Origin of the sequence: Pseudoxanthomonas jiangsuensis (assembly GCF_010093185.1) — a bacterium.
Taxonomy (GTDB): domain Bacteria; phylum Pseudomonadota; class Gammaproteobacteria; order Xanthomonadales; family Xanthomonadaceae; genus Pseudoxanthomonas; species Pseudoxanthomonas jiangsuensis.
Genome location: NZ_PDWL01000016.1, coordinates 41,110 through 63,020 on the forward strand (window position 1 = coordinate 41,110; position 21,911 = coordinate 63,020).

Here is a 21,911-nt window from a genome sequence, read left to right on the forward strand (position 1 = left end):
TCAGCTTCGCCCGGGACGCGGTGCGGGCTTGCGCGAGACCAGCAGCACGCCGCCCAGCACCAGCAAGGTTCCGGCGACCTGCCAGGGGCCCATCGGCTCGCCCAGGATCAGCAGGCTGAGGACGATGGTCGAGACCGGGCCGAGCATGCCGATCTGCGAGGCCAGGCCGGAGCCGAGCCGGGCCACGCCCAGCATCACCATCAGCACCGGCACCACCGTGCACAGGGTGCCGTTGGCCAGCGACAGCCAGTACACCTCCCGCGGCAGCTGCAGCGCCGACCAGGGCCGCAGCACCAGGAACTGGCCGATGCACAGCACGCTGGCCACGCTGCTGGCGTAGGCGGTCAGGCGCACCGCGCCGACCCGGCCGACCAGCTCGCCGCTGCCGACCAGGTACAGCGCATAGGCCAGGGCGCTGCCGAACACCAGCGCGCCGCCGAGGACGATGCCCCCGCCGCCGGCCTCCAGGTCGTGGCCGAAGGCCAGGGCTACGCCGAAGTAGCTGACCGCCAGCGCGATCCATTGCAGCCGGCTGGGCCGGCGGCCGAAGCACAGCCAGCCGATCAGCAGCACCAGGGTCGGGGTGAGGTACAGGATCAGCCGCTCCAGGGTCGCGGTGATGTAGGCCAGCCCGGCGAAGTCCAGGAAGCTGGCCAGGTAGTAGCCGAAGAAGCCCAGGCCGACGATCCGCCAGCGGTCGCCGGCGGACAGCGGCGCCGGCGCCCGGCGCGCGGCCCAGGCGCCCATCAGCGCGAACAGCGGGAAGGCCACCAGCATCCGCAGGGCCAGCAGGGTCACCGCGTCGGCGCCGTAGCGGAAGCCGAGCTTGACGATGATCGCCTTGCCCGAGAACAGGATCGCGCCGGCGGCGGCAAAGAACAGGCCGGAGAGGCGGTGGGAGGGCGATGCGGCCACGTCATCGCCCGCCGCCTCCGGATCCAGCGCGGCGGTCGCCATCGCCGGTTCGGCCGGCGCGGCGCCGGGATCGGCGTGCACGCCTGCGCAGCCGTCCTGCCCGCCTCGCCTTCCGCTCACGCCAGCGCCGCCTCCAGCAGCCGGGCGATCACGTCCTGCAGCCGCGCCGCGCGCGCCGGCAGGTATTCGAAGCTGGCCTCGTCCATGTAGGTGCGCTGCGCCAGTTCCAGCTGCACCGCGTCCACCCCGGTTTCCGGATCGCCGTAGTGGCGGGTGATGTAGCCGCCCTTGAAGCGACCGTTGACCACGTGCGAGTAGCCGTCCTGCTCCGCCAGCACCGCGGACAGCCTGGCCTGCAGCGCCGGCGAGCAGCTGGCGCCGGCGGCGGTGCCCAGGTTCAGGTCCGGCAACGCGCCCTCGAACAGGTAGGGCAAAGTGCCGCGGATCGAATGCCCTTCCCACAGCACCGCGCGACCGTGCTCGCCGCGGATGCGGGCCAGCTCGGCGTCGAGGGTGTCGTGGTAGGGACGCCAGTAGCGTTCCACCCGCGCCGCGGTCTCGGCCGCATCGGGCCCGGCGCCGGGCAGGTACACCGGCTCGCCGCTGAACTGCACGGTCGGGCACAGGCCGGTGGTGTTCTGGCCCGGGTACAGCGAAGCGTCGTCCGGCGGCCGGTTGAGGTCGACCACATAGCGCGAGTGCAGCGGCACCAGGATCGAGGCGCCCAGGGCGCGGGCGAAGTCGTACAGGCGGGCGACGTGCCAGTCGGTATCCGGCACGCGCCGGGCGCTGGCGGTCAGGCGCGCGGCGATTTCGTCCGGCAGGCCGGTGCCGTCGTGCGGCAGGCTCACCAGCAAGGGCGCGTTGCCCTGGTGCAAGCGGTAAACGGGGGGGGCATCCATGCCCGGCATTGTAAGCGGCGCCCGCGGAGCAGGCGCCGCTCGGGCTCAGGCCTGGCCCGGCGAGGACAGCGGGGTGGCCGCGGCGGCCTCGTCGGCCGCGGCGGCGCGCTTCGCCCGGGCCGGCAGCGACCGCGCATGGGTGGAGTACATCGCCAGGCCGACGAAGGCCAGCCCGCCGACCAGGTTGCCCAAGACGGTCGGGATCTCGTTCCAGACCAGGTAGTCCATCAGCGAGAAGTTGCCGCCCAGCAAAAGCCCGGACGGGAACAGGAACATGTTCACCACCGAATGCTCGAAGGTCATGGCGAAGAACAGCATCACCGGCATCCACATCGCCAGCGCCTTGCCCGACACCGAGGTGGACATCATCGCCCCGACCACGCCGGTGGAGACCATCCAGTTGCACAGTACGCCACGGATGAACAGGGTGAGCATCCCGGACGCGCCGTGCGCGGCGTAGCCCAGGGTGCGGCCCTCGCCGATGTGGCCGATCGCCTGCCCGACCTCGTCCGGCGCCTGGCTGAAGCCGAAGGTGAAGACGATCGCCATCATCACCGCCACCGTCAGCGCGCCGGCGAAGTTGCCGGCGAACACCAGGCCCCAGTTGCGCAGCACCCCGCGCAGCGTCACCCCGGGGCGGCGGTCGATCAGCGCCAGCGGCACCAGGGTGAACACCCCGGTCAGCAGGTCGAAGCCCATCAGGTAGAGCATGATGAAGCCGACCGGGAACAGTAAAGCACCGATCAGCGGCACCCCGGTCTTGACCGACATGCTGACCGCGAACGCGGCGGCCAGCGACAGGATCGCGCCGGCCATGTAGGCGCGGATCAGGGTGTCGCGGGTGGACATGAAGACCTTCGCCTCGCCCGCGTCGATCATCTTCTTCGCCAGGTCTGACGGAACGACGTAGCCCATTGCTGCTCTCCTCGTGACGGTTGGCCCGCGTCGCCGCTCGCCGTGGGGGGAGGCGGTGCGCGAAAAAAAGGCGCCTCCCGGCCCTGGCCGGAAGACGCCTTTGTCGGAAGGCGCGCCACCGCCGTTGGCGGCGCGCCGGGATCGGGTTGTCGCGGATGCGCCGTTGCATCCGCACCCGGGTCTACGCAAGGGCCATGCCAGCCATCGCCGATGCAGGCGCGGCAGGCGCAACCAAGGCACGGCAACGGTTTTTCTGTTTCCGCCGGACTCCGCCGCGGCCGTGCCGCGCACCCGATGCGTGCCCGCGGCGCGAAACGCGCACCACGAACGTGCAGGCATCCCGGCATCGGGGATTCCCCATGGCGGCGCCTGCCCGCTGGCTCGCGCTGGGCTGCCGCAGGTCCCGCTCAGGGCATCAGCACCACTTCCTCGGCCGAGGTCGGGTGGATCGCGATCGTGTCCTGCAGCTGGCGCCGGGTCACGCCCAGCTTCAGCGCCACCGCGAAGCCCTGCAGGATCTCGTCGGCGGTCTCGCCCAGCAGGTGGATGCCGACCACCCGCTCCTCCTCGCCCACGCACACCAGCTTGAACAGGCTGCTTTGCGGCGAGCGCGCCAGGGCATGGACCATGGCGTGGAAGCGCGAGGTGTGGACCGTCACCGCCTCGCCGTGCAGCTCGCGCGCGCGCTGCTCGGACAGGCCGACGGTGGCCAGCGGCGGATGGGCGAAGACCACGGTCGGCACGTTGGTGTAGTCGAGCCTGGCCTCCGCCTGGCCGCCGAACAGGCGGTCCATCAGCCGCCGCGCGGCGGCGATCGCGACCGGGGTCAGGGCCGGCGCGGCGGTGACGTCGCCGACCGCGTGCACGCCGGCGAGCGAGCTGTCCTGGTATGCGTCGACCACGATCTCGCCCTTCTCGCCCAAGGCCACGCCGGCCTCCTCCAGGCCGAGCCCGGCCGTGTTCGGCGCGCGCCCGGTGGCGAACAGCACCCGGTCGAAGGCGGTGGCGACCACATCCTCGGTGCCGCCCTTGTGCAGCACGCGCACGCGTTCGCCCTCGGCCGCCAGCGCGTGCACCGGCGCGTCCAGGTGCAGGCGCACGCCGTTCTCGCGCATGTCGTCCTGCAGCTGGCCGACCACTTCGGCATCCATCTCCGCCAGCAGCCGCGGGCCGCGCACGAACAGCTCGACCCGGCTGCCCAGCGCCTGCAGGACCCCGGCCAGCTCCACCGCGACGTAGCCGCCGCCGATGATCGCCACCTGTTCCGGCGCCGCGGCCAGGCGGAAGAAATCGTCCGACACCCCGCCCAGCTCCGCGCCCGGGATCGAGGGCCTGCGCGGATGGCCGCCTGTGGCGACCAGGACGTGGCCGGCGCGCAGCCGCACGCCGGTGTCGGTGACCACGGTGTGGGCGTCGAGCAGGCGGCCGCGGCAGGCCATCCACGCTACACCGGCCTGGTCCAGGCCGCGGCGGTAGCTGGCATGGATGTTGGCGATGTAGCGCTGGCGGTGGGCGACGAAGGCCGGCCAGTCCAGCGCCGGCGGCGCCACCTGGAAGCCGAGCTCGCCGGCCAGGGAAATCTTCGCGGCCAGTTCGGCCGCCAGCCACATCGCCTTCTTCGGCACGCAGCCGGCGTTGACGCAGGTGCCGCCCAGCTCGGCCGGTTCCAGCAAGGCCACCCGCGCGCCGTGGCGGGCGGCGCGGAAGGCGCCGGCCAGACCGCCGGAGCCGCCGCCCAGGACCACCAGATCGAACTCCGCCTGGGGAGGCATGCTGCGGTCCTGGCTCTGGCTCATGCGTGACTCCTGACGGTGCGAGGGGGGCTCGCTATTGGAACCGCTCCACCCGGTAGGGCAAGGGATCGATGGCGGGCGCGCGCCCGGTCATCAGGTCGGCCATGAGCTGGCCACTGGCCGCGCTCATGCTGATGCCGAGCATGCCGTGTCCGGCCGCCAACCAGACGTGAGGATGCCGCGGCGAGCGTCCCAGCGCCGGCAGATCGTCCCAGGTCATCGGCCGCCAGCCGTACCACTTCTCCTGCACGGTCGCGCCGACCGGCTCGTGCAGGTACTCGCGCGCCGCGCGCTCCAGCGCGCCCAGGCGGACCGCATTGAGCGCGGTGTCGTGGCCGGAGAATTCCATGGTGCTGCCCAGGCGGAAACCGCTGCCCCAGGCGGTGACGCAGACCGAGCGGTCCTTGAGCACCAACGGCCGCCGCGGCGCCAGCGCCGGGCGCGAATAGGTGATCGAGTAGCCCTTGCCCGGCTGGATCGGCAGCTTCAGCCCGAGCGGACGGACCAGCGCCGGGGTCCAGGCCGCCATCGCCACCACCGCATCCCGGCCGCGGCGCTCGCCACCGCCGGCCACGCGTACCCGCACGCCGTCGGCCTGCGGCTCCAGCGCCTCCACCCGGCAGCCCTCCTCGACGATCCCGCCGCGCTCGCCCACCACCCGCGCCAGCTCGGCGACGTAGCGGTCAGGCCGGAGGTGGGCGTCGTCGGGGAAGCGCACCGCGCCGACCACGCCCTCGCGCAGGGCTGGCTCCTGGCGCAGGTAGTCGGCGCCGTCGATCACCTCGGTGGCGATGCCCAGCTCGTTGAGCGGACCGCATTCGGCCGCGTAGTGCTCGAAGTTGCCGCGCTCGCGGAACACGTAGTCCAGCCCGGTCTCGCCGAACTCGCACTGCAGTCCGTAGCGCCCGATCCAGTCCTTCAGCCGCGTCCGCGAATCGTTGAGGATCGCCGCGCGGCCGGCGGTGCTGGTCCGCCAGTCGCGCGCGTTGCAGCGCCCGGCGAAGGCCAGCAGCCAGCGCCACAGGGCCGGATCGATCCGCGGCTTGAGGTACAGCGGCGCATCCGGCGTCAGCATCCACTTCAGCGCCCGCCACGGCACGCCCGGCGCGGCCAGGGGCGGCGCGTGGCTGGGGGTGATCGTGCCGCAGTTGCCGTGCGAAGTGGCGCCGCCGACGGTGGCCGCTTCCAGCACGCGCACGCCGCGGCCGGCTTCGAGCAGGGCCAGCGCGGTAGCCAGGCCGATGGCACCGCCGCCGAGGATGAGGACGTCGTCGTGGGGGGAATTCACCGCGGCAATTGTAGGGCGGCGCCAGGCCCGTCGGTGCGGTCGGCCAGGGCATACGTCGTTGCAGCGGAAAGCGTTGCCGTTGCCGCCGATTTTTGTAGGGGTCTTGCCGGCTCCTACAAGGGAGCCAGGCGCATCGGCTGCGGCTTGAGGTAGGTCAGCGAGCGCCACAGCCATTCGGCCGGGCCGAAGCGGAAACGCGCCAGCCACGCGTGGCTGAACATCACCTGGACCACGAACAGCGCCAGCACGAACAGCGGCTGCCACGCCCGCGGCAGGCGCTCGAAGAACCCCAGCCCGTAGCCGTAGAACACTCCCGTGCACACCAGCGACTGCAGCAGGTAGTTGCTCAGCGCCATCCGCCCGGCCGGCGCCAGCCAAGCCGCCAGCCGCGCCCCCGTACCGCCCGCGAACGCCCTCACCAGCCAGCCCAGATAGCCCAGGCACATCAATCCGCTGGCCAGCATCCACAAGGCCTGGGCCACCGCCACCTCCAGGTCGAAGCGATCCGGCGGCACGCTCGGCTCCAGCGCGAACGACAGTCCCATCGCCCCCAGGCCCAGCGGCAAGGCGCCCCAGCGCAGCCACGCGAACAGGCGCGGGAACCTTGCCGGCGCGGCGATCGCGCCGCTGCCCATGAACGCCGCCCCGAGCAGGAACATCCCGAACACCAGCGCCCCCAGCACCGGCAGCCCGGACAGCACCGTGCCCAGGTCTCGCAGGCGCTGCACCGTGGCCTCGGCATAGCTGCCCGAGCCGTAGGCCTGGCGCCCGGCCTCGATCAGCGCGGCCATGCGCGCGCCCTGTTCGGCGATGGCCCGGTTCCAGTCCGCCGCCGATTCCGGCGACAGCGCCATCAGCCAGGCCAGCGCCCCGAATGCCAGGATCATCGCCGGCGCCAACAGGAACGCCAGCGCGCCCAGCCAGGCCAGCCAGTTCGGCGGCGCCGGCCGGAACGCCAGCAGGAACAGCGACAGCAGCGCATAGATCATCAGGATGTCGCCCGACCACACCAGCACCCCGTGGACGATGCCGATGCCCAGCAGGACCAGCGCGCGCCGCCAGTACAGCCCGCCGAACGGCCGGTCGGCAGCCTCGGCCCGGTGCGACATCACCGCGAAGCCCATCCCGAACAGCAGCGAGAACAGGGTGAAGAACTTGCCCTGGACGAAGAAGTAGACCAGCGCATCGACCGTCCGGTCGGCGCCGGCCAGGGCCGGATCCATGCCGGTGGTCGAGGCCAGCATCGGCCCGACGAAGCCCTCGATGTTCATCAGCAGGATGCCGAGCAGGGCGAAGCCGCGCAGGGCATCGAGGGTGGCGACGCGCTCGCCGGGGGCGACCGGCTGCAGGGGAGTGGCGGGGGCCATGCGGGGTTCCGTTGCGTGGGCCGGGCATGATGGCCGATCCGGCCGCCACCGCCTACGACGGCCTCCCCGGTGGCACCCGGCGCCGTCGTCAAGCCTTGTTCCCCCTCCCCCCCGCCGGTACCCTCCTCCGCGCATGTCCGGGTTCGTCCACCTCCACGTCCACACCGAGTATTCGCTTGCGGACTCGACCATCCGCGTGCCTGAGAAACCGGACCAGGCCGACCCGGCCAAGGCCAAGCAGGCCAACCTGCTCAGCCGCGCGGTCGAGCTGGGCCTGCCGGCGCTGGCGGTCACCGACCTCAACAACCTGTTCGCCCTGATCAAGTTCTACAAGGCGGCCGAGGCGGTGGGGGTCAAGCCGATCGCCGGCGCCGACCTGGCCGTGGCCGGCGGCCCGGGCGAGGCGCCGTGGCGGCTGACCGCGCTGGTGCGCGACCACGGCGGCTACCTCAACCTGTCGCGGCTGCTGACCCGCGCCTGGATGGAAGGCCACCGCGCCGAGGGCGGGGTGGCGGTGCGGCCCGAATGGGTGCGCGACTGCGCCTCCGGCCTGGTCCTGCTGGCCGGGCGCGAGAGCCTGGCCGGGCGCCTGGCCGCGGAGAACCGCCACGACCTGGCCGAGCAGCAGCTGGCCGACTGGCGCAGCGCCTTTGGCGAGAACCTGTGCCTGGAGCTGACCCGTACCGGCCGCGACGGCGAGGAGGCGTTCAACGCCTTCGCCCTGCACGCCTCGGCCGCGCGCGGGATCCCGGTGGTGGCCTCCAACGACGTGCGCTTCCTGGACAAGGACGGCTTCGACGCGCACGAGGCGCGCGTCTGCATCGCCTCCGGGCGGGTGCTGGACGACCCCAAGCGCCCGCGCGACTACAGCCCCGAGCAGTACCTGAAGTCGGCCGCCGAAATGGCGGAGCTGTTCGCCGACGTGCCCGACGCGGTCGCCAACACGCTGGAACTGGCACGCCGCTGCAACCTCGAGCTGACCCTGGGCAAGTACGCGCTGCCGGACTACCCGGTGCCCGACGATGAAACCCTGGACAGCTGGATCCGCAAGCAGTCGCACGAGGGCCTGGAAGCGCGCCTGGCGAAGACCCCGCTGGCGCCCGGCAGGACCCGCCAGGACTACATCGAGCGCCTGGACTTCGAGCTCGACACCATCATCAAGATGGGCTTCCCCGGCTACTTCCTGATCGTGGCCGACTTCATCCAGTGGGGGAAGAACCACGGCATCCCGATCGGCCCGGGGCGCGGCTCCGGCGCCGGCTCGCTGGTGGCCTGGGCGCTGCAGATCACCGACCTGGACCCGCTGCCGTACAACCTGCTGTTCGAGCGCTTCCTCAACCCGGAACGCGTGTCGATGCCCGACTTCGACATCGACTTCTGCATGGACCGGCGCGACGAGGTGATCGACTACGTCGCCCGCAAGTACGGGCGCGATCGGGTCAGCCAGATCATCACCTACGGCACCATGGCGGCCAAAGCGGTGGTGCGCGACTCCGGGCGCGTGCTCGGCTGCCCCTACGGCTTCGTCGACTCGGTCGCCAAGCTGATCCCCAACATCCTCGGGATCACGCTCAAGGACGCGATGGGCGAAGGCAAGGACAGCGAGATGGCCTCGGCCGAGCTGATCCAGCGCTACGGCGCCGAGGAGGACGTGCGCGACCTGATCGACCTCGCCCGCCAGCTCGAGGACCTGACCCGCAACGCCGGCAAGCACGCCGGCGGCGTGGTGATCGCGCCCACGCCGCTGCACACCTTCTGCCCGCTGTTCGCCGAACACGACCACGACGGCCTGGGCCGCAACCCGGTCACCCAGTTCGACAAGGACGACGTCGAGGCGGTGGGCCTGGTCAAGTTCGACTTCCTCGGCCTGCGCACGCTGACGATCATCGACTGGGCGGTGAAGGCGATCAACGTCCGCCACGCCCGCGCCGGCATCCCGCCGCTGGACATCGCCGCGCTGGAGCTGGACGACGCCCCGACCTACACCGACATCTTCGCCAACGGCAACACCGGCGCGGTGTTCCAGTTCGAATCCTCGGGCATGCGCCGGCTGCTCAAGGACGCCCGCCCCGACCGCTTCGAGGACCTGATCGCGCTGGTGTCGCTCTACCGCCCCGGGCCGATGGACCTGATCCCCTCGTTCAACGCGCGCAAGCACGGGCAGGAGGAGATCGTCTATCCCGACCCGCGCACCGAGGCGATCCTGGGCGAGACCTACGGGATCATGGTCTACCAGGAACAGGTCATGCAGATGGCGCAGATCGTCGGCGGCTACTCGCTGGGCGGCGCCGACCTGCTGCGCCGGGCGATGGGCAAGAAGGTGCCGGCCGAGATGGCCAAGCACCGCGAGATCTTCCGCGAGGGCGCGGCGAAGGGCGGGGTCGGCGAGGCCAAGGCCGACGAGATCTTCGACCTGATGGAGAAGTTCGCCGGCTACGGCTTCAACAAGTCGCACGCCGCCGCCTACGCCCTGGTCAGCTACCAGACCGCCTGGCTCAAGCGCCACTACCCGGCCGAGTTCATGGCCGCGACCCTGTCCTCGGACATGGACAACACCGACAAGGTGGTCGGCTTCCTCAACGAGGCCCGCGGCCTCGGCCTGACCGTGCTGCCGCCGACGGTCAACGACTCGCCGTACATGTTCGAGGCGGTGGCCCCCGACACCATCCGCTACGGCCTGGGCGCGATCAAGGGCGTGGGCCGCGGCCTGTGCGAGGCGATCGTGGCCCAGCGCGAGCAGGGCGGCGACTACCGCGACCTGCTCGACTTCTGCCGGCGGGTGGACTCGACCAAGCTCAACCGCCGCGCCCTGGAGGCGATGGTCAATGCCGGCGCGCTGGACGCGCTGGGCCGCAACCGCGCCACCCTGATGCAGCAGCTGCCCGAGGTGATGAAGGCCACCGACCAGATGGCCAAGGAGGCCGCGGCCGGCCAGGTCTCGCTGTTCGGCATGCCCTCGGCCGACGAAGGTCCGGCGCTGAAGCTCGATCTGCCCGAGTGCGACGAATGGCCCCTGCGCCAGCTGCTGGACGGCGAGCGCGAGACCCTCGGCCACTACCTCAGCGGCCACCCCTTCGACCCGTACCGCGAGGAAGTGCGCGGCCTGGTCGGCAACGACCTGGGCGAGCTGGACAAGCTCTGGGCCGCCGGCACCAGCGGCGCCAACGAGAAGCGCAGCTGGCGGCCGGAAGTGCAGGTGGTGGTGGCCGGCCTGGTGGTCGGCCTGCGCCGCAAGGGCGACAGCCAGGTGTTCGTGCAGCTGGAGGACGGCCGCGGCCGGCTGGAATGCGGGGTGTTCGCCGAGGCCGCCGCCGAGCTGTCCAGCCTGCTGGTGCGCGACCGCGTGCTGGTCGTGCAGGGCGGCCTGCGCGAGGACGAGTTCAACGGCGGCTACAGCCTGCGGCTGAAGCAGGCCTGGGACTTCGAGCAGCTGTGCGCCCAGCACGCGCAGAGGCTGGCGTTGCGGGTGGACCTGCGCGACGCCCACACCTGGCAAAGGATCGACGAGGTGCTCGCCCGCCACCGCCCCGGTTCCACCCCGTTGCGCCTGCACCTGCAGGTCGGGCGCAAGGGCCAGGCCGCCAGCGGCGTGCTCGACCTCAACGGCGCCAATTCGGTGCGGGTGGCGCCGCCGCTGCTCGACGCCCTGCGCGCGCAGCCGGGCGTGCGCGCGGTCAAGCTGGCGATCGGCCGGCCCTGGGTGAACTGAGCCGGCGCCCGCAGCGGCCGTCCTTCAGCGCTTGCGCCCGGTGGTGGCGGGCTTGGCCCTGGGCCTGGCCGGCTTCGGTGCCGGCATCAGCTCGGCCGTGCGCAGGAGCAATCGGCGCAGCGCCTCGCCGTCGTCCAGCAGCTCGTCGGCGACCGGATAGTCCTTGGCGCCCGGATACGGCGGTCTTCGCGGCAGGTCGGGCGCCAGCTCCTCGGCCGCCGCAGAAGGCTTGACGAACAGGCTGTTGTCGCAGGCGAAGGCCACCACCTTGCCGTCCAGGTAGAACGCGTATTCGCCGAACATCCTGCGGCTGGACAGGCGCGCGCCGAGCCCGGCCTGCTCGCTCACGTAGTCGACGAAATCGCGGTCGGTGGCCATGCGGCGCGCCTCCTTCAGGGCAGTTCGAGCGCCGCGGCCACCGCCTTCCAGTCGCGGTCGCGCCCCGGCACCGCGAAACGGTAGCCGATGTCGCGCCGGTACGTCTGCCCCGGGCGCAGGATCGCCGGCGGGAACGCCGGCCGGTTCGGCGCATCCGGATAGTCCTGCGGCTCCAGGCACAGGCCGCGCCCAAGGCCCGGATGCTGGATGTCCAGGCCGTGGCCGCCGTACAGCTGCAACGCCGGCGCATCGCAGTCGATGCGCATCGCCACTCCGCTGTGCGGCGAATACAGCGCGGCGCAGTAGCCGTGCCCGGGGTCCAGCACCAGGCAGTGGTCGTAGCCGCCGCCGGCGCGCAGCTGCGGATCGGCCGGATCGGCGTTCGCGTGCAGCGTGGCCGCGCGGCGGAAGTCGAACGGCGTGCCGGCCACGGCGGCCACCGCGCCGGTGGGGATCAGCGCGGCGTCCACCGGCAGGTAGCCGGCGGCAGGCACCTGCAGCCACTGCGCCGCGGCCGGCACCGCCGGATCGCCGGCGAGGTTGAAATAGGGATGGTGGGTGGGATTGAACGGCGTGGCCGCATCGGTCCGCGCCTCGAAGCGCAGGTCGAGCCGGTCCGGATGCAGGCGGTAGCTGGCGGTGACCTCGAGGTTGCCCGGGTAGCCTTCCTCACCATCCGGCGAGCGGTAATGCAGCACCAGCAGGTCGCGGCGATGCTCGCGCACCGTCCACAGCCTGCGGCCGAAGCCGAGCAGGCCGCCGTGCAGGTGGTGGCGGCCTTCGTTCGCCGCCAGTTGGTAATCGCGGCCATCCAGTGCGAACGCCGCACCGCCGATGCGGTTGCCGTAGCGCCCGACCAGGATCCCCAGGTACCCCGGATCGGCGAAGTAGGCGCGCGCATCGGCCAGGCCCAGGACCAGGTCGATCCGGCGGTCCGCCACCGGCAACTGCAGCCGGGCGAGGATCCCGCCCAGGTCCAGGATCTGCGCGCACAGGCCGTCGCCGTCGCCGAGCCGGTAGGCGTGCACCGCGGTGCCGTCGTCGAGCTGGCCGAAAGGCCGGATCCGTTCCATTCCCGCTCCGCGTCGCTGCTGGCCGGCCTTTCCGGCGGCCAGAAGGATAGTCGGCACGCCGCGCCGCAACCATGCCGGCACGGGCATCGCGGGTGCGCCGGAATGCATCCCGGCGCCGGTGGCCGTGTCCACCGGGATAGCGGCAGATAACGATATCCGTTCCTGCATCCTTGCCTTCCGTAAATTCATTGGAAGGTTATAGAACGCGCCACTATGCTCGGCCCTGCTCCATCCCCGTACGCGCCGAATCCGTGCGTCGATTCACGGATGGACACGCCGGCCATGATCCATGCGCCCGGCGACAACTCGGGTTGATCGCGTCTGCAGTAGACCGGGAGGGGTTGAGTTGACGACGCTCATAGACGACGGCATGCGTGCATGCCGCGCTGGCGGACTGTTGCCGTCCGTCCTGCCGCTCCCGGCGCGCGCCCTTGGCGCGGATGCCCTTCCCATGCCTTTCCCGGGTTCCGACCCGTCGCTTCCGCACGTCCCCGGGCGCCCGCGCCGCATGCCTGCGGGCATCGCCGGCCATCGCCCGCACGGTGCCGCCAACGCATCGTCCCGGCTGCACGTCTCCATCCACCCAACGCTTTTGGAGTCCCTGCGATGAACCGTCCGAACCCGCGTTCCCTGCGCCTGGCCGCCCTGCCCGCGGCGCTGGCCATGGCCCTGGCCGCCGCACCGGCCCTGGCCCAGCAGGCGCCCCGCCTCTGCCCCACCGCGGAAGACCCGCAAGCCCCCTGCCCGGCGGCGAACGCCGACGCCACCGAGCTGGACAAGGTCGAGGTCCGCGGCATGCGCGCCAGCATGATGAGCGCGCTGGCGCTCAAGCAGGGCTCGATGCAGCTGGTCGACGCGATCGTCGCCGAGGACATCGGCAAGTTCCCGGACAACAACCTGGTCGAGGCCCTGCAGAGGGTGATGGGCGTGCAGACCACCGACCGCGGCGGCGGCGAGGTGACCACGGTCTCGATCCGCGGCCTCAACGACGTCACCACCACCATCAACGGCCGCAACATCTTCACCGCCTCCGGCCGCGCGGTCGCGCTGGCCGACATCCCGGCCAGCCTGCTGGCCAGCACCGAGATCTACAAGACCCGCTCGGCCGACCTGATCGAGACCGGCATCGCCGGCGTGATCGACATCCATACCCACCGCCCGTTCGACTTCGACGGCAGCAAGGTCGTGCTGGCCGCGCGCACCATCTACCAGGAGCAGGCCGGCAAGGCCGACCCCAACGTCAGCGCCCTGTTCTCCAACACTTGGAACACCGGCAACGGCCGCTTCGGCGCCCTGGCCAACATCTCCTATGCCGAGACCCACTACCGCGACCAGAGCGTGACCGCCGGCGCGATGGTGCCGTTCTTCGGCGCCGAGGCACCGGCCGGCTTCGTGCCGTACGAGCGCATCCCGACCTCGATCAACGGCCAGGAAGTGTGGCAGCCGGGCCTGGTCTCGGGCCTGCCGTACAACGCCGGCGCCACAGTGCCGGTCAACGGCGAGCAGTACGAATACCTGCTGTCGCGCGATGCGATCTTCGCCAGCGACCTCACCGGCAAGCGCGAGCGTCCGGCGGCCAACGTCTCCTTTCAGTGGGCGCCGAACGAGCGCTCCGAGTACCTGTTCGAGGCCTTCTACAACGGCTACCGCAACGAGTCGTTCAACTCGCTGCTGTTCTCCTTCGTCGACTGGTGGGGCGCGCTGGGCGACAACCCGGCCCAGAGCATCGAGCTGATCCCCGGCACCAACATCATGAAGTCGCGCACCGTCGGCTTCCCCTACAACTTCACCAGCGGCGACCTGTCCACCGGCAAGACCGACAGCTACCTCTACGCCCTGGGCGGCAAGTGGGAGGTGGGCGACCGGCTCAAGCTCAAGTCCGAGCTGACCTACCAGGAAAGCGACTTCGAGTCCGACTTCTTCGCCATGCGCGCCGACCGGGTGACCCGCGAGGTCTGGGTCGACTTCAACCAGGGCGGCGGCGTGCCCGGCTTCGGCTTCAACGACGACCCGGCCACCCCGGACATCGACGAGAGCAACAGCGCCGACCCGGCGCAATGGGGCATCGCCCAGCTCTACGACAACGCCAACTACTCGCGCGGCGACGCCACCACCTTCACCTTCGACGGCGACTACGCCGCGGAGTGGGGTCCGCTGCACCGGATCACCTTCGGCCTGCGCCACGACGACCGCAACGCCAGCGAGGGCCAGCGCACCGCCGACGCCGGCGGCTGCGACCGCGCCCTGGCCGCCTGCACCTTCGCCGGTAACCCGGGCCTGGCCTGGGTCAACAGCGGCTTCTTCGACGGCCGCTCCGACGTGCCGACCTCGTGGATCGTGCCCAACGGCCACTACATCCGGGCCAACGCCGACGCCTTCCGCGAGCTGTACGGCCTGGACACCAGCGACCAGCTGGTCCTGGCCGAGAACTTCAACGTCGGCGAGGCCACCACCGCGGCCTACCTGCAGGGCGAGTTCGCCACCGAGTTCGGCCTGGACGGCCAGGTCGGCCTGCGCTACGTCAACGTCGAGACCGACATGACCTTCGGCGCCGGCAGTGCCTCGGCCAGCGCCTCCAAGCTGCTGCCCAGCCTGATGCTGCGCTACAGCTTCACCCCCGACCTGATGCTGCGCCTGGCCTACGGCCAGACCCTGCGCCGCCCCGGCTTCGCCCAGCTCAACCCCAACATCATCTACGTCGAGGACGTGACCAACATCGGCTACGGCACCGCCAGCGGCGGCAACCCGAACCTCAAGCCGACCGAGTCGAAGAACTACGACCTGTCGCTGGAGTGGTACTTCGCCCCGGGCAGCGCGATCTACGGCACCCTGTTCCGGCGCGACATCGAGGGCATGGTCAGCGACTTCCGCCGGCGGGTGACCTGGGACGGCTACGACTACATCCTGACCCAGCCGGACAACGCCTCCGACGGCAAGCTCGAGGGCCTGGAGCTGGGCCTGGTCTACTTCCCGGAGAACCTGCCCGGCCTGCTCGACGGCCTGGGCGTGCAGGCCAGCTACACCGCGCTGGACTCCAGCCAGGACATCCCGGTCACCAACAGCGCCGGCGAGGTCGTCGGCTCGCAGTCCACGCCGATGTTCGGCATCTCCGACAGTTCCTACAGCGTGGTCCTGGCCTACGAGAAGAGCCGCTTCTCGGCCCGCCTGTCCTACGTCTGGCGCGACGACTTCCTGCACCACTACGAGGCGGCGCTGTTCGCCAACCCGCTGGGCGTGTACTTCAACGCCGAGAGCAGCATGGACTTCCAGCTCAGCTACGATGCCAGCGACGACTGGACGGTGACCTTCGACGCCACCAACCTGACCAACGAGCTGTACCAGAGCTATTACCAGTACCCGGGCACCCACAACTTCGGCAGCGCGCTGTACAGCCGGACCTTCGCCCTGGGACTGCGCTACCGCTTCTGAGCCGCCGGCCCGGGCGCACCGAGCGCCCGGGCACTGCCGCTCGGCCACCTCCGCTCCGCAACCTCCGAGGCAAGACATGCTGAAGCAGACCCTGCGCACGCTGGCGCTGACCTCCGCCCTGCTCGCCGCCGGCATCGCCGGCGCCCAGGACCGGGTCCAGGCCAAAGCCACCCTGCGCGCCGACCAGCCTGGCGACACCGTCAGCCGGAACATCTTCGGCCAGTTCGCCGAACACCTGGGCTACGGCATCTACGGCGGCATCTGGGTCGGCGAGGACTCGAAGATCCCCAACACCCGCGGCTACCGCAACGACGTGGTCGCCGCCCTGCGCGCGCTCAAGGTACCGGTGGTGCGCTGGCCCGGCGGCTGCTTCGCCGACGAGTACTACTGGCGCGACGGCGTCGGCCCGCGCGCCACCCGCAGGGTCAAGATCAACACCCACTGGGGCGGCGTCACCGAGCCCAACAGCTTCGGCACCCACGAGTTCATGGACTTCGCCGAGCTGATCGGCACCGATCCCTACGTATCCGGCAACGTCGGCAGCGGCTCGCCGCGGGAGATGGCCGAATGGGTCGAGTACATGACCTACGAGGGCAAGTCCTCGCTGGCCGAGGAGCGCCGCCGCAACGGCCGCGACCAGCCCTGGAAGCTGCCCTACTTCGGCATCGGCAACGAGATGTGGGGCTGCGGCGGCAACCTCACCGCCGAGCAGGCGGCCAACCTGCACCGCCAGTACCAGACCTTCGTCAAGGTCCCGGCCGGCCAGCGCGTCGCCAAGGTCGCCGCCGGCGCCAACGTCGACGACTACCACTGGACCGAGACGATGATGCGCATCGCCGGCAAGCACATGGATGCGCTGTCGCTGCACTACTACACCATCCCCGGCGGCTGGCCGCCGCGCGGCTCGTCCCTGGAGTTCGACGAGGCCGCCTGGATCGAGACCCTGTCCGGCGCCCTGCGCATGGACGAACTGATCCGCAAGCACGGCGCGATCATGGACAAGTACGACCCTGAGAAGAAGGTCGCGCTGTACGTGGACGAATGGGGCACCTGGTACGCCGGCCTCGAAGGCGTGAACCCGGGCTTCCTGCACCAGCAGAACACCCTGCGCGACGCCCTGGTCGCCTCCCTGCACTTCGACATATTCAGCGCCCACGCCGACCGGGTGAAGATGGCCAACATCGCGCAGATGGTGAACGTGCTGCAGGCGATGATCCTGACCCGGGACGCGCAGATGCTGCTGACTCCGACCTACCACGTGTTCGAGATGTACCTGCCCTGGCAGGACGCGACCCGGTTGCCGCTGGAGATCGAGGCGCCGCAGTACCGCCACGGCGAAGTCTCGGTCCCGGCGGTGCACGGCTCGGCGGTGCGCGGCAAGGACGGCAAGGTCTACGTGGCCCTGACCAACCTCGATCCCGACCGCGCCGCGGATGTTTCGGCGGCGGTGAACGGCCTGCGCGCCGCCTCGGTGTCCGGGCGGGTGCTGACCGCCGGATCGATCACCGCGCACAACACCTTCGAGGCGCCCGAGAGCGTGCGGCCGACCGCCTTCGAGGGCGCCCGTCTCGATGGCGGCGCGCTGAAGGTGGCCCTGCCGCCGAAGTCGGTGGTGGTGCTGCGGCTGGAGTGAACCAGGCCTCCCGCCGGCGAAAGGACAGGGCGCTCCGGCGCCCTGTCCTTTTGCGCTTGCACCGCCAGCCCTCAGTCGCGCCCGTAGCCGCCTTCGCGCTGGGCGCGGATCGCCAGTACCAGGGCCGTATCGATCACCGGCAGATACCGGTACAGGGCCACATCACCCTGCACACCCCGGCCGATCAGGAGTTCACGCCGCTCGCCGCGGGTCGGACGCCCGATCAGCGGATTGTCCCTGAGAACATCGAAGGCACTGACGATGGCAGCGACGCGTGTCTCGATGGCCTGGCTGTCGTGGTCACGGAGGTGATCGATGATTCGATCCAGATCCTCGAGCACGCCCGGGTCCAGGCTGACATGTGCCACGTCAGCGGCCGGGCTTGCGGGCAACGGGACGCTTCACGGGCTTCCCGGCGAGCCTGTCCTTCAGATAGTCGCGCGCGTCTTCCCAAGGGATGCTCTCGCCCGACTCCAGGAAACGCGCGTAGCGTGCGTCCGCCAAGGCATGGAAAGCAGCCCGTTGCTCGGCCTGTTCGGCCTTCTCCGCGATCGCCTCGAGGATGAAGTTGTGTGAAGTGGTACCCGCTTCCTTCGCCACCCGTGCGATGCGGGCCTTGAGCTCTTCGGACAAGCGGATGGTGGTCGTGCTCATGCTCGTGCTCCGCCGGGGATCCGGACGCAATGTAGCACATGTGTGATACATGACCACAGGGCGACGGGACGACGTGACAGCGCGGACGTGCACCGAAGCATGGCACCTGTAGGAGCCGGTCTTACCGGCGGCCATCATCGCGGACACGTCTGCGTAAAAAACGGGCATCCGTGACGCACCCACCCCACGGGCGCCGGACCGGCTCCTATCGCGGACGGCGCCCTACCTCAAGGCCGAGGCGTCCACCTGCGGCCAGCCTTCGGCATCCCAGGCCATCGGCAGCACCTTCAACTTCGGCCGGCCACCGTCCTCGACGTCGTAGGCGTGGAAGACCAGGTAATCCTTGCCGTCGAAGGTGTAAGCGCTGTTGTGCCCTGGCCCCGGCCAGCGCGCGGTGCCGCGCAGCACCTCGCTGCCGCCGCCCTGGTCCATGCGCCGCCCCTCCCGGTCCAGGTACGGTCCCTGCAGCGTGCGCGAGCGGCCGACCATGATCCGGTAGTCGCTCTTCGCGCCCCGGCAGCAGTGGTCGAAGGAGACGAACAGGTAGTGCCAGCCGCCCTTGCGGAACACGAACGGCGCCTCGATCGCGCCCGGCTCCGGCGACGCATCGTCCTCCAGCACCGAACGCTCGCGCTTGGCCAGCGTGTGCCATTCCTGCGGCTCGGCCAGGCGCAGCCGGTCCGGCGCCAGCCTGGCCAGCTTCAACCCGCCCCAGAACGAACCGAACGCCAGCCACGGCTGCCCGACCTCGTCCTCGACCAGGTTCGGGTCGATCGCGTTCCACAGGTCCCGGTGCGGCACCGAGCGCAGGACGATGCCGTGGTCGGTCCAGCCGAAGTCCGCGCTGGAAGGATCCAGGGTGCGGCTGGTCGCCACCCCGATCGCCGAGGTGTTCTTGCCGCCGGTGGAGATCGAGTAATAGAGATGGTAGGTGCCGTCGTGGTACGAGATGTCCGGCGCCCAGATGTGGCCGTTGAAGTCCGGCACGATCTCGTAGGCCCAGGCCGGGATCTGCGCGAACACCGGCGGCTCGGCCTTCCAGGTGCGCAGGTCCTTCGAGCTGTAGACGCTCACGCCCGGGCCGGTGATGAACAGGTACCAGGTGTCGCCCTCGCGGATCATCACCGGATCGTGGGCCAGCACGTCGGCGTGGTAGCCCGGCCGCGGCGCGGCCACCGGCGGGGCGGCCATCATGTCGTCGTTGTTGGCCGGCGGCGTGGCGGCGATGACCGGTGCCGGCACAGCGACCACCAGTGCCAGCGCCAGCGCGCGAAGCCGCGGCCGCCACAGCGGACGGACGTCGTCGCCGGCTCCGCTGCGCGCGCTCATGCCGCCGCCCCCGGGATCTCGACCTCGCGCAAGGGCCGGCCGAACACCGGCATTCCGTCCGCATCCCATTGCAGCGGCTGCACGCAGGCGTGCCGGTCCGGATTCCACAGGGGATCACCCTCGATCTGGCGGTAGTTGCGCGCGTGGTAGACCAGCAGGTCGGTGACCCCGTCCTCGGCCACGGTGAAGCTGTTGTGCCCCGGGCCGTATACCTCGCGCTCCGGATCGCTCACGAACACCGGCCGCGGCGACTTGTGCCAGCTGGCCGGATCGAGCAGGTCGGCGTCGGCATCGGCCCACAGCAGGCCCATTGCGTAGCGCTCGTCGGTGGCGCTGGCCGAATAGCTGACGAACACCTTGCCGTGGCGGATGAGTACCGAGGGCCCCTCGTTGACCAGGAAACCCTGCACTTCCCAGTCGAACTCCGGCCGGGTCAGCAGCACCGGCTTGCCCTCGATCCGGGTGCCGTCGCGCATCGGCGCGATGTAGAGATTTGAATTGCCTGGGATGTCCGGGTGCTTCTGCGCCCACAGGTAGTAGGCGCGGCCGCGGTGCTCGAAGCGGGTCGCGTCCAGGCAGAAGGCGTCGATCCCGCTGTCGACCTGGCCGGCGAACGCCCACTGCCCCTGCATCGGATCGGCCGCCGGGTTGCGCAGCGCGTACATGCGGTGCTGGAACAGCCCGTCCTTGATCTGCCGCGAGGGCGCGGCGGCGAAATAGACGTGCCACACCCCGTCCACCCGGTGCAGCTCCGGCGCCCAGACCAGGGAACTGGCCGGGCCTTCGGCCGGTGCGGTCCACAGGGTCTTCTCCTCCGCCGCGGCCAGCCCGGCCAGGGTCGGCGCGCGGCGCAGGACCACCCGGTCGTACTCGGGCACCGAGGCGGTGAAGTGGTAGTGGCCGTCGTGCCGGCAGACGTGCGGGTCGGCGCGCTGGAGGATGAAGGGGTTGCTCAGCTTCATGGAATCTTCCGCGTGGAGGCGGCGCTCAGGCCGCCGGCGTGTCCGGCACGATCTGCCGCTTGATCTGCTGGTAGTAGCCGTCGGTGATCCGGTAGCGGAACATCACCGCGCCCATCAGCGCATGGAACAGGCCCGGGATCACGGTCAGCATCAGGGCGATGCCGGCCATCGCCGCCGGCCCCTGCGGCCGGTCGGGCACGTACTGGAACCAGGCCAGCAGCCAGCCGACGATGGCCCCGGCGATGCCCATGCCGGCCTTCTGGCAGAACGAGATCCCGCCCATCGCCAGGCCCGCCACGCGCTTGCCGCTGCGGGCGTGGCCGTAGTCGACCGCCTCCACGATCGCCGACCAGAACACCGGCGCGTGCAGGTCGACGATGAAGCACACCAGGAAGTAGAGGACGAAGGCCAGGGCCACGTCGCCGGGCCCGACCAGCAGGTACATCGCCACGCTCAGCACGCCCACCGCCAGCTGGCTCCAGCGGAACAGCGCGACCTTGCACCAGCGGCGGGTGATCCAGGTCGAGGCCGGCATGGCCAGGATCGCGGCGACCACGCCGGTGGTCAGGAACGCCGACAGCAGCTTCGCGTCGCCGCCCAGGTAGTACTTGGCGTAGTAGGCCGCGACCGAGCCGCGGATCACGTAGCCGATCGTGCCGATGACGCACACCGCGCACAGCAGCAGCCACTGGTCGTTGCGCAGCAGCAGGCGCAGCTGTTCGCGCAGGGGCGTGCGATCGACCTGGTGGCGCACCCGCTCGGTGGTGGTGAAAAAGCAGAACAGGAACAGCACGGTGGCCAGCGCGCCCATCAGCCCCATCGCCAGCTGGTAGCCGCGGGCCAGGTCGGCCCCACCCCAGCGCACGGCCAGCACCGGCACCAGGATCGTGACCAGGAACGCGGCGATCTTGGCGAAGAACAGCCGGTAGCCGTTGGCCACCAGCCGCTCCTTCGGGTCGGCGGTGAGCACCCCGACCAGGGAGATGTAGGGGATGGTGACCGCAGTGAACACCAGCATCACCAGCAGGTAGGTGGCGTAGGCCCAGACCAGCTTGAGGTTGTAGTCCAGGTCCGGGGTGGTGAAGGTCAGCACGACCGCCAGCCCGAACGGCACCGCCATCACCAGGAACCACGGCCGGTAGCGGCCCCAGCGGGTTTCGACGCGGTCGGTGACCAGGCCCATCAGCGGGTCGGCGACCGCGTCGATCATCCGCACCACGATGAACAGCAGGCCCACATCGACGGGCCGCAGGCCGAACACGTCCGTGTAGAAGAACGTGATGATCAGCATCATCGACGAGAACACGACGTTGACCGCCATGTCACCGGCGCCGAAGCCGACCTTCTCCAGTACCGAAAGCTTCTGGTCCTGCATTGCCCCTCCTCGAGCGCGCCGCCGGTGGTGACGGCCTTGCCCTGCCGCGCCGGCGGTGCCGGCCGCGGGGAAGCTCCCCCCTCCCGGGCAGGCCCATTCTGGTCGGGAGGCCGATATGCAACAAATACATAAATCGTCGCTTGCCATGCCGGAAATAGCATGTCTCACCGCCCCGCCTCCATACCGTAC

16 protein-coding genes are annotated in these 21,911 nt (G+C 70.6%); 3 read left to right on the top strand and 13 right to left on the bottom strand.

All coding sequences use genetic code 11. The annotated features are described in order from the left end of the window. From CSC62_RS11065 to CSC62_RS11090, 6 genes are all read right to left on the bottom strand, one after another. The gene (locus tag CSC62_RS11065; RefSeq protein WP_162406390.1) at nucleotides 1–957 is read right to left on the bottom strand and encodes a DMT family transporter; all 957 of its coding nucleotides are present in this window, start codon (nucleotides 955–957) and stop codon (nucleotides 1–3) included. 74 nt (nucleotides 958–1,031) lie between these two features. Next, nucleotides 1,032–1,817 (bottom strand): N-formylglutamate deformylase, encoded by a 786-nt coding sequence (gene hutG / locus CSC62_RS11070; RefSeq protein ID WP_162406272.1) that lies wholly within the window; start codon nucleotides 1,815–1,817, stop codon nucleotides 1,032–1,034. A gap of 45 nt (nucleotides 1,818–1,862) precedes the next feature. Then, nucleotides 1,863–2,732, bottom strand: a complete 870-nt coding sequence (locus CSC62_RS11075; RefSeq protein WP_162406274.1) for a formate/nitrite transporter family protein — start codon at nucleotides 2,730–2,732, stop codon at nucleotides 1,863–1,865. A 407-nt stretch (nucleotides 2,733–3,139) separates the two neighbouring features. Next, nucleotides 3,140–4,504, bottom strand: a complete 1,365-nt coding sequence (gorA, locus tag CSC62_RS11080; protein WP_162406392.1) for a glutathione-disulfide reductase — start codon at nucleotides 4,502–4,504, stop codon at nucleotides 3,140–3,142. A gap of 55 nt (nucleotides 4,505–4,559) precedes the next feature. Further along, nucleotides 4,560–5,813 carry an NAD(P)/FAD-dependent oxidoreductase gene (locus CSC62_RS11085; RefSeq protein ID WP_162406276.1) on the bottom strand — a complete coding sequence of 418 codons (1,254 nt, stop codon included), beginning with the start codon at nucleotides 5,811–5,813 and terminating at the stop codon, nucleotides 4,560–4,562. 113 nt (nucleotides 5,814–5,926) lie between these two features. After that, nucleotides 5,927–7,180: a DUF418 domain-containing protein gene (locus CSC62_RS11090; RefSeq protein ID WP_162406278.1), complete on the bottom strand. Its 1,254-nt coding sequence runs from the start codon at nucleotides 7,178–7,180 to the stop codon at nucleotides 5,927–5,929. Between the two features lie 133 nt (nucleotides 7,181–7,313). Between CSC62_RS11090 and dnaE the strand changes: the two genes are divergently transcribed. Further along, nucleotides 7,314–10,889: a DNA polymerase III subunit alpha gene (gene dnaE / locus CSC62_RS11095; RefSeq protein ID WP_162406280.1), complete on the top strand. Its 3,576-nt coding sequence runs from the start codon at nucleotides 7,314–7,316 to the stop codon at nucleotides 10,887–10,889. A 24-nt stretch (nucleotides 10,890–10,913) separates the two neighbouring features. On the opposite strand, the gene CSC62_RS11100 is transcribed toward dnaE, so the two are convergent. Both CSC62_RS11100 and CSC62_RS11105 read right to left on the bottom strand, forming a co-directional pair. Then, the gene (locus tag CSC62_RS11100) at nucleotides 10,914–11,267 is read right to left on the bottom strand and encodes a TfoX/Sxy family protein (RefSeq protein ID WP_162406282.1); all 354 of its coding nucleotides are present in this window, start codon (nucleotides 11,265–11,267) and stop codon (nucleotides 10,914–10,916) included. Nucleotides 11,268–11,281: 14 nt separating this feature from the next. Continuing rightward, nucleotides 11,282–12,340 (bottom strand): aldose epimerase family protein, encoded by a 1,059-nt coding sequence (locus tag CSC62_RS11105; RefSeq protein WP_162406284.1) that lies wholly within the window; start codon nucleotides 12,338–12,340, stop codon nucleotides 11,282–11,284. Nucleotides 12,341–12,946: 606 nt separating this feature from the next. On the opposite strand from CSC62_RS11105, the gene CSC62_RS11110 reads away from it, so the two are divergent. Beyond that, entirely contained in the window at nucleotides 12,947–15,769 is a 2,823-nt protein-coding gene (locus CSC62_RS11110) for a TonB-dependent receptor (protein WP_162406286.1), read from the top strand. A 76-nt stretch (nucleotides 15,770–15,845) separates the two neighbouring features. Further along, a complete protein-coding gene (locus CSC62_RS11115; RefSeq protein ID WP_162406288.1) occupies nucleotides 15,846–17,402 on the top strand; it encodes an alpha-N-arabinofuranosidase in 1,557 nt (518 codons plus the stop codon). Between the two features lie 71 nt (nucleotides 17,403–17,473). Here the strand turns inward: CSC62_RS11115 and CSC62_RS11120 are convergent, their stop codons facing one another. The 5 genes from CSC62_RS11120 to CSC62_RS11140 all read right to left on the bottom strand — a co-directional run bounded on the left by CSC62_RS11120 (nucleotide 17,474) and on the right by CSC62_RS11140 (nucleotide 21,722). Then, nucleotides 17,474–17,770, bottom strand: a complete 297-nt coding sequence (locus CSC62_RS11120) for a type II toxin-antitoxin system RelE/ParE family toxin (RefSeq protein ID WP_162406290.1) — start codon at nucleotides 17,768–17,770, stop codon at nucleotides 17,474–17,476. Nucleotide 17,771: 1 nt separating this feature from the next. Then, a complete protein-coding gene (locus tag CSC62_RS11125) occupies nucleotides 17,772–18,056 on the bottom strand; it encodes a type II toxin -antitoxin system TacA 1-like antitoxin (RefSeq protein ID WP_162406292.1) in 285 nt (94 codons plus the stop codon). 222 nt (nucleotides 18,057–18,278) lie between these two features. Beyond that, entirely contained in the window at nucleotides 18,279–19,385 is a 1,107-nt protein-coding gene (locus tag CSC62_RS11130) for an arabinan endo-1,5-alpha-L-arabinosidase (RefSeq protein WP_211368979.1), read from the bottom strand. After that, complete coding sequence (locus CSC62_RS11135) at nucleotides 19,382–20,347, bottom strand: glycoside hydrolase family 43 protein (protein WP_162406294.1); 966 nt, start codon at nucleotides 20,345–20,347, stop codon at nucleotides 19,382–19,384. The genes CSC62_RS11130 and CSC62_RS11135 overlap by 4 nt, the downstream gene beginning before the upstream one ends. A gap of 25 nt (nucleotides 20,348–20,372) precedes the next feature. Beyond that, nucleotides 20,373–21,722, bottom strand: coding sequence for an MFS transporter (locus tag CSC62_RS11140; protein WP_162406296.1), 1,350 nt, complete (start codon nucleotides 21,720–21,722; stop codon nucleotides 20,373–20,375). Between the last annotated feature and the right edge of the window lie 189 nt (nucleotides 21,723–21,911).

Coding starts and splice junctions, on each gene's coding strand:
- CSC62_RS11130 (WP_211368979.1), bottom strand. CDS start 19,385: ATGAGCGCGCGCAGCGGAGCCGGCGACGACGTCCGTCCGCTGTGGCGG.
- CSC62_RS11100 (WP_162406282.1), bottom strand. CDS start 11,267: ATGGCCACCGACCGCGATTTCGTCGACTACGTGAGCGAGCAGGCCGGG.
- dnaE (WP_162406280.1), top strand. CDS start 7,314: ATGTCCGGGTTCGTCCACCTCCACGTCCACACCGAGTATTCGCTTGCG.
- CSC62_RS11090 (WP_162406278.1), bottom strand. CDS start 7,180: ATGGCCCCCGCCACTCCCCTGCAGCCGGTCGCCCCCGGCGAGCGCGTC.
- CSC62_RS11125 (WP_162406292.1), bottom strand. CDS start 18,056: ATGAGCACGACCACCATCCGCTTGTCCGAAGAGCTCAAGGCCCGCATC.
- gorA (WP_162406392.1), bottom strand. CDS start 4,504: ATGCCTCCCCAGGCGGAGTTCGATCTGGTGGTCCTGGGCGGCGGCTCC.
- CSC62_RS11065 (WP_162406390.1), bottom strand. CDS start 957: ATGGCGACCGCCGCGCTGGATCCGGAGGCGGCGGGCGATGACGTGGCC.
- CSC62_RS11105 (WP_162406284.1), bottom strand. CDS start 12,340: ATGGAACGGATCCGGCCTTTCGGCCAGCTCGACGACGGCACCGCGGTG.
- CSC62_RS11135 (WP_162406294.1), bottom strand. CDS start 20,347: ATGAAGCTGAGCAACCCCTTCATCCTCCAGCGCGCCGACCCGCACGTC.
- CSC62_RS11075 (WP_162406274.1), bottom strand. CDS start 2,732: ATGGGCTACGTCGTTCCGTCAGACCTGGCGAAGAAGATGATCGACGCG.
- CSC62_RS11115 (WP_162406288.1), top strand. CDS start 15,846: ATGCTGAAGCAGACCCTGCGCACGCTGGCGCTGACCTCCGCCCTGCTC.
- CSC62_RS11140 (WP_162406296.1), bottom strand. CDS start 21,722: ATGCAGGACCAGAAGCTTTCGGTACTGGAGAAGGTCGGCTTCGGCGCC.
- hutG (WP_162406272.1), bottom strand. CDS start 1,817: ATGGATGCCCCCCCCGTTTACCGCTTGCACCAGGGCAACGCGCCCTTG.
- CSC62_RS11110 (WP_162406286.1), top strand. CDS start 12,947: ATGAACCGTCCGAACCCGCGTTCCCTGCGCCTGGCCGCCCTGCCCGCG.